The 9,869-nt window shown below is 72.8% G+C and carries 8 protein-coding genes; 6 read left to right on the top strand and 2 right to left on the bottom strand.

Features of this window, described 5'->3' with window-relative positions; genetic code table 11:
• The first annotated feature begins 217 nt into the window (after positions 1-217).
• The 5 genes from AB0M16_RS31600 to AB0M16_RS31580 all read left to right on the top strand — a co-directional run bounded on the left by AB0M16_RS31600 (position 218) and on the right by AB0M16_RS31580 (position 7,104).
• A complete protein-coding gene (locus AB0M16_RS31600) occupies positions 218-1,096 on the top strand; it encodes a glycosyltransferase family 2 protein (protein WP_365349041.1) in 879 nt (292 codons plus the stop codon).
• A 206-nt stretch (positions 1,097-1,302) separates the two neighbouring features.
• Positions 1,303-1,842 carry a TetR/AcrR family transcriptional regulator gene (locus tag AB0M16_RS31595; protein WP_365349052.1) on the top strand — a complete coding sequence of 180 codons (540 nt, stop codon included), beginning with the start codon at positions 1,303-1,305 and terminating at the stop codon, positions 1,840-1,842.
• A gap of 81 nt (positions 1,843-1,923) precedes the next feature.
• Positions 1,924-3,258 carry an MFS transporter gene (locus AB0M16_RS31590; RefSeq protein ID WP_365349039.1) on the top strand — a complete coding sequence of 445 codons (1,335 nt, stop codon included), beginning with the start codon at positions 1,924-1,926 and terminating at the stop codon, positions 3,256-3,258.
• A gap of 759 nt (positions 3,259-4,017) precedes the next feature.
• A complete protein-coding gene (gene cimA, locus AB0M16_RS31585) occupies positions 4,018-5,649 on the top strand; it encodes a citramalate synthase (protein WP_365349037.1) in 1,632 nt (543 codons plus the stop codon).
• Positions 5,650-5,742: 93 nt separating this feature from the next.
• Complete coding sequence (locus AB0M16_RS31580; RefSeq protein ID WP_365349035.1) at positions 5,743-7,104, top strand: hypothetical protein; 1,362 nt, start codon at positions 5,743-5,745, stop codon at positions 7,102-7,104.
• Positions 7,105-7,116: 12 nt separating this feature from the next.
• Here AB0M16_RS31580 and dnaN read toward each other — a convergent pair whose 3' ends face one another.
• Together dnaN and AB0M16_RS31570 are read right to left on the bottom strand one after the other, a co-directional pair.
• Complete coding sequence (dnaN, locus tag AB0M16_RS31575) at positions 7,117-8,235, bottom strand: DNA polymerase III subunit beta (RefSeq protein WP_365349033.1); 1,119 nt, start codon at positions 8,233-8,235, stop codon at positions 7,117-7,119.
• A 202-nt stretch (positions 8,236-8,437) separates the two neighbouring features.
• Positions 8,438-9,049, bottom strand: coding sequence for a YceI family protein (locus AB0M16_RS31570; RefSeq protein ID WP_365349031.1), 612 nt, complete (start codon positions 9,047-9,049; stop codon positions 8,438-8,440).
• Between the two features lie 252 nt (positions 9,050-9,301).
• On the opposite strand from AB0M16_RS31570, the gene AB0M16_RS31565 reads away from it, so the two are divergent.
• A complete protein-coding gene (locus AB0M16_RS31565) occupies positions 9,302-9,811 on the top strand; it encodes a hypothetical protein (RefSeq protein ID WP_365349029.1) in 510 nt (169 codons plus the stop codon).
• Positions 9,812-9,869 lie beyond the last annotated feature (58 nt).

Raw genomic sequence — 9,869 nt, 5'->3', positions numbered from 1 at the left:
CTCCGGGACCGGGGGCTGAGGCCGCGCGAGGGCCGGCGCAGGTCGGCCGGGACGGGGCCCGGCCGGGGCGCGGCCCGGCCCCGGAGCCGCCCGAGTGGACACCGGACATGCGGGGGGTGCCCTCCGCGTGAACGAGAGGTGCCGCCGGGCCGCTAGCATCGCGGAGCCTGAGGTCAGGTGTTCGGTGTTCGGTGTTCGGTGAAGGACGGAGTGGGCCGTGGCGCGACCGCGTGTGGGTGTGGCGGTGTTGACGATGGGCAACCGCCCCGAGGAGCTGCGGGCCCTGCTCGACTCCGTGGCCGGGCAGGACGAGCCGGCCACCCGCGTCGTCGTGATCGGCAACGGCGTCGGATCCCTCGCCGAGCTCCCCGAGGGCGTGCACGGGGTGGAGCTGCCGGAGAACCGCGGGGTCTCCGGCGGCCGGAACGTCGCCATCGAGACGCTCCGGGCCTTCGGCGACGTCGACGTGCTCGTGGACCTCGACGACGACGGCCTGCTCGTCGACACCGACGTCTTCAGGCGGCTCGCCGACCTGTACGAGGCCGATCCCGCGCTCGGCATCGTCTCCTTCCGCATCGCGGACGAGAACGGCGAGACCCAGCGGCGGCACGTGCCGCGGATCGGCGCGTCGGACCCGATGCGCGGCGGCGAGGTGACCACCTTCCTCGGCGGCGGCCACGGGCTCTCGATGCGGATGCTCGACGCGATCGGCGGCTGGCCCGAGGAGTTCTTCTTCACCCACGAGGAGACCGACCTCGCCTGGCGCGCCCTCGACGCCGGCTGGACCGTCCGGTACGCGCCCGAGCTGCTCCTCCAGCACCCGAAGACCAGCCCGGCCCGCCACGCGGTCTACTACCGGATGACCGCCCGCAACCGCGTCTGGCTGGCCAAGCGCAACCTCCCGGTCCCGCTCGTCCCCGTCTACCTGGGCGTCTGGACCCTCCTCACGCTGGCCCGCACCCGCTCCCTGCCGGGCCTGCGCGCCTGGTTCGGCGGCTTCCTCGAAGGCGTCCGCCGTTCCGGCGGCGCCCGCCGCCCCATGAGCTGGACCACGGTCTGGCGCATGAGCCGCCTCGGCCGCCCGCCGGTCATCTAGGGCCCGTCCGCGGGCCGCCCGCCGGTGATCCAGGCCCGTCCGCGGGCCGCCCGCCGGTCATCCAGAGCCGTCCGCCGTCCGCCCCCCGATCCGGACGCGCGCCGATCCTGTAGAACGTACGAGTGAGTCAGAGCAGCCACCCGACCCCCCACCCCCGCCGGCGCAACCAGGCCGCACCACCCCGCGAGGACGTGCTGGCCGCCGCCATGGACACCATCGCCGAGCGTGGGCTCGACGGGCTGACCATGGCCGGGCTCGGGCGGCAGGTCGGCATGAGCAGCGGGCACCTGCTCTACTACTTCCGCACCAAGGACGAGCTGCTGCTGCAGACCCTGGAGTGGAGCGAGGGGCGGCTCGGTGCCGAGCGGAGCGCGCTGCTGTCCGGGCCGGGGACCGCACGGGAGCGGCTCGACGGATACGTGGACGTGTACGTGCCGGACGGGCCGCGCGACCCGCACTGGACGCTGTGGCTGGAGGTCTGGAACCGCTCGCAGAACGCCGACGACGACGCCCGCGCCCGGCAGGCCGCGATCGAGGGGGCCTGGCACCGCGACCTCGTCGCGATCCTCGCCGAAGGCGTCTCGCGGGGGGAGTTCCGGGCCGTCGACCCCGACCGGACCGCGCACCGGATGCGGGCCCTGCTCGACGGGTTCAGCGTCCATGTGGCGGTCGGCATCCCGGGAACGGGACGCGATCAAGTGCTCGGGCACGTAAGGGAGTTCGTCGCCGAAACCCTGCTTCCGTGATCTTTAGGTACGCAAGTACTCCTGATCGTTGCCCCGTGCACCCTTGTTGTTCCCCGGCCGTCTCCGGCACGGTTCGGGGCCATGGGACGAGAGCACTGGAAGAAGATCTGGGTCGGTTCGGCCGGCAACATGGTCGAGTGGTTCGACTGGTTCGTGTACGCGAGCTTCGCCACCTACTTCGCGGGGGCGTTCTTCCCCGAGGGGAACGACACCGCCAAGCTCATGAACACCGCCGGCATCTTCGCCGTCGGCTTCTTCATGCGCCCAGTCGGCGGCTGGCTGCTCGGCCGGGTCGGTGACCGCAAGGGCCGCAAGGCGGCCCTCACGCTGACGGTGACGCTGATGTCCGCGTCCGCGGTGCTCATCGCCGCCGCGCCGACCTACGCCGTGGCGGGCTACGGCGGCGCCGCCGTCCTCCTCGTCGCGCGGCTGCTCCAAGGGCTCTCCGTCGGCGGCGAGTACGCCGCCAGCGCCACCTACCTCACCGAGGCCTCCGCCCCGCGCCACCGCGGCTTCGCCTCCAGCTTCCAGTACGTGTCGATGACCGCCGGCCAGATCCTCGGCCTCGGCCTGCAGATCGTCCTCCAGCGGACGATGTCCACCGAGGCCCTGCACAGCTGGGGCTGGCGCATCCCCTTCGTCGTCGGCGCCCTCGGCGCGGCCGTGGTCTTCTACCTGCGCCGCACCATGCTGGAGACGGAGGTGTACGAGGAGAGCGCCGACTCCGGCGTCGCGGGCGGCGACAAGGGCACCCTCAAGGCCCTGTGGGCGCACCGGCGCGAGGCGTTCCTCGTCGTCGCGCTCACCATGGGCGGCACGGTGGCCTACTACACGTACACCACGTACCTCACCAAGTACCTGTCCAACTCCGCCGGACTGCCCAAGCAGACCGCGACGCTGGTGTCCTTCTGCGCGCTGATCGTCTTCGCCTGCCTCCAGCCGCTCGCCGGGCGGCTCTCCGACCGGATCGGGCGCCGCCCGCTGCTCATCACCTTCGCGGTCGGCTCGACCCTCCTCACCGTGCCGATCATGACGATGCTGCGGCACGCGGGCTCCTTCTGGCCGGCCCTCGGCCTCTCCCTCCTCGCGCTCGTCGTCGTCACCGGCTACACCTCGATCAACGCCTGCGTGAAGGCCGAGCTCTTCCCGACCGGCGTGCGCGCCCTCGGCGTCGCCCTGCCCTACGCCGTCGCCAACGCCCTGTTCGGCGGCACGGCCGAGTACGTCGCCCTGTGGTTCAAGAACGCCGGGATCGAGTCCGGCTTCTCCTGGTACGTCGCCGGCTGCGCGGCCGTCTCGCTCGTCGTCTACGTCACGATGCGCGAGACCCGCGACATCGACCTGGGGCGGGTGGGCCGGCCCGGGGCGCCGGAGCAGGCCGGCGAGCAGGAGAAGGCCTCGGCCCCCGCGGTCTGAACCCCACGGCGGGACGCCCTCCAAGAGCTCGCGCTCGCGCGGGCGTTCCGGAGGCGCTGGTGGAGCTTCTGGAGGACGTCGGTGGCGCGCGGGCCCAGGGCCGCGGCCTGGGCGCGGGACGGGACGGCCGGCGTCGGGCTCGACGAGTGCGCCGTCGTGGCGCCATCGTCGCCCCCGCCCAGCAGGGCGACCAGGCCGACGCCCAGGGCCGCCGCCACCAGCACCCCGCCGACGGCCCACAGGGCGACGCGGCGGCGGCCACCGCCTCCGGGCGGGGGAGAGGGCGGAGGCGCCGACGGGGTCGGAGGCTCGGCGGGCGGGGCCGGGCCGCGGTTCGCCCCGGAGCCGCGCTCCGGGTCGGGTTCGGGTGGCGGCGGGTGGCGGAGCGGCCCTGAGGGCGGCCCCGACGGTGGTCCGGAGGGGGGTCGTGTGCTCACGCGGGCGATCCGTACCACCGCCCCGCCGCCCGCATCCTGAGACTGCGCTCCTGTCACTCGGGCGGCTGTGGCAGACTGCCGACGTGCTTGCTACCACCATGATTATCGGCAGCGGCGCGCCGGTCCGCAGTGACCGCTGAGGCGTGGAACGACCCCCACGCAGGCGGCCACCGTGCCCCAGACCCGCGCGCAGACCTCTCGCACCCGCGAGGGGTTTTTTCGTTTTGCGGCCCCACCATCGCCGGAAACGGACAGCGCGTGAGAATGGGGGCAAGTGGATCCAGACCTTCCGGAGCCACATCCGACAGGAGCCATCACAGTCATGACCACGGAGAACGGCGAGAGCCCGCGTCTCGACGCCGGCCGCGTCGACGACAGTTTCCACGTCTTCGACACGACGCTGCGCGACGGAGCGCAGCGCGAGGGCATCAACCTCACCGTCGCGGACAAGCTGACCATCGCACGGCACCTCGACGACTTCGGCGTCGGCTTCATCGAGGGCGGCTGGCCCGGCGCCAACCCGCGGGACACCGAGTTCTTCGCCCGCGCCCGGCAGGAGATCGCGTTCAAGAACGCGCAGCTCGTCGCCTTCGGCGCCACCCGCAGGGCCGGCGGCAACGCCGCCGACGACCCGCAGGTCAAGGCGCTGCTCGACTCCGGCGCCCCGGTGATCACCCTCGTCGCCAAGTCGCACGACCGGCACGTCGAGCTGGCGCTGCGCACCACCCTCGACGAGAACCTGGAGATGGTCCGCGACACCGTCTCCTACCTGTGCTCCCAGGGCCGCCGCGTGTTCGTCGACTGCGAGCACTTCTTCGACGGCTACAAGGAGAACCCCGCTTACGCCAAGGCCGTCGTCCGTGCCGCGCACGAGGCCGGCGCCGACGTCGTCATCCTCTGCGACACCAACGGCGGCATGCTGCCCGCCCAGGTGCAGGCCGTGGTCGCCACCGTCATCGCCGACACCGGCGCCCGGCTGGGCATCCACGCCCAGGACGACACCGGCTGCGCCGTGGCCAACACCCTCGCCGCCGTCGACGCGGGCGCGACCCACGTGCAGTGCACCGCCAACGGCTACGGCGAGCGGGTCGGCAACGCCAACCTCTTCCCCGTGGTCGCGGCCCTGGAGCTCAAGTACGGCAAGCAGGTGCTGCCCGAGGGCGCGCTGGCCGAGATGACCCGGATCTCGCACGCCATCGCCGAGGTCGTCAATCTCACGCCCTCCACCCACCAGCCGTACGTGGGCGTCTCCGCCTTCGCGCACAAGGCGGGCCTGCACGCCTCCGCCATCAAGGTGGACCCCGACCTCTACCAGCACATCGACCCCGAGCTGGTCGGCAACACCATGCGGATGCTGGTCTCCGACATGGCCGGCCGCGCCTCCATCGAGCTCAAGGGCAAGGAGCTCGGCGTCGACCTCGGCGACGACCGCGCACTGGTCGCCCGGGTCGTCGAGCGGGTCAAGGAGCGCGAGCTCAAGGGCTACACCTACGAGGCGGCCGACGCCTCCTTCGAGCTGCTGCTCCGCGAGGAGGCCGAGGGCCGGCCGCGCCGCTACTTCCGGACCGAGTCCTGGCGGGCCATCGTCGAGGACCGTCCGGACGGCACCCACGCCAACGAGGCCACCGTGAAGCTGTGGGCGAAGGGGGAGCGGATCGTCGCCACCGCCGAGGGCAACGGTCCCGTCAACGCCCTCGACCGGGCGATGCGGGTCGGCCTGGAGCGGATCTACCCGCAGCTCGCCAAGTTCGAGCTGATCGACTACAAGGTCCGCATCCTGGAGGGCCGCCACGGCACCGAGTCCACGACCCGGGTCCTGGTCACCACCAGCGACGGCAACGGCGAGTGGGCCACGGTCGGCGTCGGCGAGAACGTCATCGCCGCCTCCTGGCAGGCCCTGGAGGACGCCTACACGTACGGCCTGCTGCGCGCGGGCGTCGACCCGGCCGAGTAGTCCCGTACCGGCCGCGTCGTCCCGTACCGGCCGGCTCCGCAGCGGATGCGCCCACTATGTCCGGTTCGGCGTTGTTTCGGGTAGCGTCGAACCATGAGGACCAGGGCGATTTCCGTGTGGTCGGCCCTCGCCGGCCTCGCGCTCATGCTGCTCATGGTCCTGGCCCCGTCCGCGGGGGCCAGGGCCACGGGCGTACCCGACGCGGCCGCCGCTCTGAAGCAGGGCCCGGTCTACGTCGACCCGGGCGCCGCCGGCCAGCTCTCGACGGCCGACGCGAACGCCCTCGCACAGAAGATCAAGGACGCCGACAAGCCGCTCTTCGTCGCCGTGCTGCCCGCGAACGCGCAGTTCCCGCCCGAGAATCTGCTGCGCAACCTGCGCACCCAGACCGGGATCACCGGGCTCTACGCCGTCCGCCTCGGCGACGGCTTCGACGCGGGCGCCGACCGCTCGGTCATGTCCCGCGACGCCGTGGACAACCTCGTCACCGCCGTTCGGCAGCCCGGCGTCGATGCCGCGACCGAGCTGAACAACTTCGTCGACCAGGCCCTGCCCACCATGCGCGGCTCCGCCCCGGCCTCCTGGGGCTCGGTCGGCACCGGCTCCGACCCGGGCGTCCCGGTCGGCGGACTGATCACCCTCGGCGCGGTCCTCGTGGCGGGCGGCGCCGGCGCCTACACGGTCGTCCGGCAGAAGAGGCGCCGCAAGGAGGCCGAGGAGCGCGAGGCCCTCGACCGGCTGCGGGTCGTCGTCGACGAGGACATCACCGCCTTCGGCGAGGAGCTGGAACGGCTGGACTTCCACCCGGCCGAGGCCGGCGCCGACGACGCCATGCGCGGCGACTACGAGCGCGCCCTCGACGCGTACGACCAGGCCAAGTCGCTGATGGGCTCGGCCGCGCGCCCGCACGACGTGCGCCGGGTCACCCAGGCGCTGGAGGACGGGCGCTTCTCGCTCGCCGTCCTGGCCGCCCGCCGCGAAGGCCGCGCGCTGCCCGAGCGGCGCCCGCCCTGCTTCTTCGACCCCCGCCACGGCCCCGCCGTCGAGGACCGCACCTGGGCCCCGGCCGGCGGGCCGCCCCGCGAGGTCCCGGTCTGCGCCGCCGACGCCGCCCGCCTGGACGACGGGCTCGACCCGATGGCCCGTACGGTCGAGACCGACAGCGGCCGCCGCCCGTACTGGGAAGCCGGCCCCGCGTACGGACCGTGGGCCGGCGGCTACTTCGGCGGCGGCATGCTGCCCGGCCTGCTCGCGGGCACCCTGCTCGGCTCGATGCTCTCCACCCCGGCCTACGCCGCCGAGTACGGCGGCGGTGACTTCCAGGACTTCCAGGGCGGCGACGTCTCCGGGGCCGACTTCAGCTCCGGCGACTTCGGGTCGAACGACTTCGGCGGCTTCGGCGGCGGTGGCGGATTCGACGGCGGTGGCGGATTCGACGGGGGCGGCGGCTTCTGACCCCCGTCCGCCTCAGACCAGGGGCTTCACCGACATCAGCAGATGGCGGTGGGTGCCCGCGCCGCCGTCGGTGGCGTCCGTGATCAGCGCCCGCTGCCCGGGGCCGAGGAGCCGCAGGCCGATCTCCGCCGCCTCGAACGAGGCGAGCGCGTCCAGCAGGTAGCCCGGGTTGAAGGCCACCGTCATCGACTCGGCGCCGGCCAGCGTGGCGGGCAGCCGCTGCGAGGCCACGTCGTCCTCGTACCCGGCCTGCAGATGGACGCCGCTGGTGTCGAAGGCGAGCTGGACGGGGCTGTCGCCCTCGGCGACCACCGCGACCCGCTTCACGGCCTCCAGGAGCGGGGCCCGCTCGGTCACGGCCAGCGCGTGCTCGCCGAGCGCGAAGAGCTTGTCGTGCCGCGGCAGGCGCCCGTCGATGAGCCGGGTGGTGGTGCGGCACGACAGGCTCTCGAAGCCGAGGGATCCCGCGTCCAGGGCCAGCCGTACCGTTCCCGCGGCCGCGTGGGACCGGGCGATCTCGGTGAGCCGGCGGGCCGGCACCACCACGTCGACGGAGTCCGCCGCGCCCGCGGCGGAGGCCTCCGGCTTCCACTCCAGCGTGCGCACGGCGTAGCGGTAGCGGTCGGTGGCGGCGAGCGTCATCGTCGTGCCGTCCAGGCCGAGCCGTATCCCCGTGAGCACCGGCAGCGAGTCGTCCCGGCCGGCCGCCACCGCCACGTGCCCGACGGCCGCCGCGAAGGCGGCCGCGTCCACCTCGCCGCGCAACGCGGGCAGCGCGGGAGGGGCCGGGTAGTCGTCGAGGGGGAGCAGCGAGAGGCCGAACCGGGCCCCACCGCCGGTCACCGAGAGCCGGGCCCCGTCGACGGCGCAGGCAACGGGCCCGTGCGGCAGCACCTTGCAGATGTCGAGCAGCCGCCGCCCGAGCACCAGGGCTCTGCCGTCCCGCAGGGTGTCGGCGTCCACCTCGATCCGGGCCGAGGCCTCGTAGTCGAGTCCGGAGACGCGCAGCCGGCCGTCCGCCGCCTCCAGGAGCAGCCCGCCGAGCACGGGCACGGGGGAGCGAGCGGGCAGCACACGGGCGGCCCAGGCCACGGCATCGGTCAACACACCGCTGTCGATTCGGAGTTCCATGCCGGCGACGTTAGCGACCGCCTCTGACAATCCTCTCGAACCAGCGGTTCCCGGCGTCCTTCGGCGCTTGGGGGCGGGGTCGGCGCTGTGGACGGGCGGCCCGGCCGGGGTTGTCCCGCGGCGACGCCGAGCGCCCGCCTTCCGCTGGTGCGGAGAGGCGGGCGCGCTCGTCGGGGCCGGGCGGGCCCCCGGGGCGGAAGGCTCAGGCGGCGTTCTTGATCGCGGAGATGTCGAAGTTCAGCTTGACCTTGTCGCTGACCATGACGCCGCCGGTCTCCAGGGCCGCGTTCCAGGTCAGGCCCCACTCGGAGCGCAGGATCTCCGCGGAGCCCTCGAAGCCGACCCGCTCGTTGCCGTAGACGTCGGTGGCCGTGCCGTTGAACTCCAGGTCGATGGCGAGCGGCTTGGTGACGTCCTTGATGGTCAGGTCACCCTTGATCCGGTACTTGTCGCCGCCCAGCTGCTCGGCCTCCGTCGAGCGGAAGGTCATCAGCGGGAACTGCTCGGCGTCGAAGAAGTCACCGCTGCGCAGGTGCCCGTCACGGTCGGCGATGCCGGTGTCGATGGAGGCGATCTTGACGGCGATGGCGGCGGAGGAGGCGGCCGGGTTCGAGCCGTCCAGGGTCAGCGTGCCCTCGTGCTCGGCGAAGCTGCCGCGGACGTTGGTGACCATCGCGTGGCGGACCGTGAACCCGATGCTGCTGTGGGCGGGGTCGATCGCGTAGTCGCCGGTCAGGGCGGCCAGGGCCGGGTCCACCGGGAGGGTGGCGACGGCGACGGCGGACTCGTTGTTCTTGCGGCTGAAGAGGCCCATGACTGCTCCTTGGGGACGGTGCGCGGCGGGGGATTCCGCGCTTTGTTGAACCTTCAACGAGAACGACCATAGACCTATTCCGTTCAAGTTTCAACATCTCTGGGTTCGTCCCGGCGGGATGTTCACCCGAACGGCACCGTTCGGGCCCCGACGCCCTCTGGCGAACGCGCGTAGACATGCGCCACCATCTCCCGCGAGCACCACGTGCACAGCCGTCCCCATCCGTACGCACGGTCACCAGCAGGAGGCACTGTGAAGCTCCGCTCCGTCCTCACCGCCCTCGCCCTGGTCCTCGGCGCCCTCTTCGCCCCCGGATTCGGCGTCCTGTCCACCGCGACCGACGCCCACGCCGTCACCAAGATCAGCCACGCCACCGCGACCTCGATGTTCCGCGAGGTCGGCATCACCTGGTCCTCGTCCGGCAACTGCTCGGACCGCTACAACTCCACCTGCACGTCCTTCGAGCAGCTCAACCTCGCCACCGCCCAGGGCGCCCAGACGCTCAAGCGGGCCAGCGGCTGCGCCCTCAACATCACCGGCGGCACCGAGACCGGCCACGCGAGCGGCACCTACTCCCACTGGAACGGCTACAAGCTCGACTACAGCAAGTACACCTGCGTCGGGAACTACATCAAGAACACCTTCACCTACATCGGCCTGCGCGGTGACGGCGCCCCGCAGTGGAAGTCCGGCTCCGGCAACGTCTACGCCGACGAGGGCAACCACTGGGACGTGACCTACTACAACTGCGGCGGCTGCTGACCGGCACCCCGTAGGCCCCCGACGCGCCCCCTCCGGTGCCCACTTGGACTAACCGGAG

Origin of the sequence: Streptomyces sp. NPDC051921 (assembly GCF_040680975.1) — a bacterium.
Classification (GTDB): Bacteria; Actinomycetota; Actinomycetes; order Streptomycetales; family Streptomycetaceae; genus Streptomyces.
This window is presented reverse-complemented; position numbering and strand designations above follow the sequence as displayed.

Excerpts from the sequence above, each read along its gene's own strand:
- AB0M16_RS31595 (WP_365349052.1), top strand. The coding sequence starts at position 1,303 with ATGGACACCATCGCCGAGCGTGGGCTCGACGGGCTGACCATGGCCGGG.
- AB0M16_RS31590 (WP_365349039.1), top strand. The coding sequence starts at position 1,924 with ATGGGACGAGAGCACTGGAAGAAGATCTGGGTCGGTTCGGCCGGCAAC.
- cimA (WP_365349037.1), top strand. The coding sequence starts at position 4,018 with ATGACCACGGAGAACGGCGAGAGCCCGCGTCTCGACGCCGGCCGCGTC.
- AB0M16_RS31580 (WP_365349035.1), top strand. The coding sequence starts at position 5,743 with ATGAGGACCAGGGCGATTTCCGTGTGGTCGGCCCTCGCCGGCCTCGCG.
- dnaN (WP_365349033.1), bottom strand. The coding sequence starts at position 8,235 with ATGGAACTCCGAATCGACAGCGGTGTGTTGACCGATGCCGTGGCCTGG.
- AB0M16_RS31570 (WP_365349031.1), bottom strand. The coding sequence starts at position 9,049 with ATGGGCCTCTTCAGCCGCAAGAACAACGAGTCCGCCGTCGCCGTCGCC.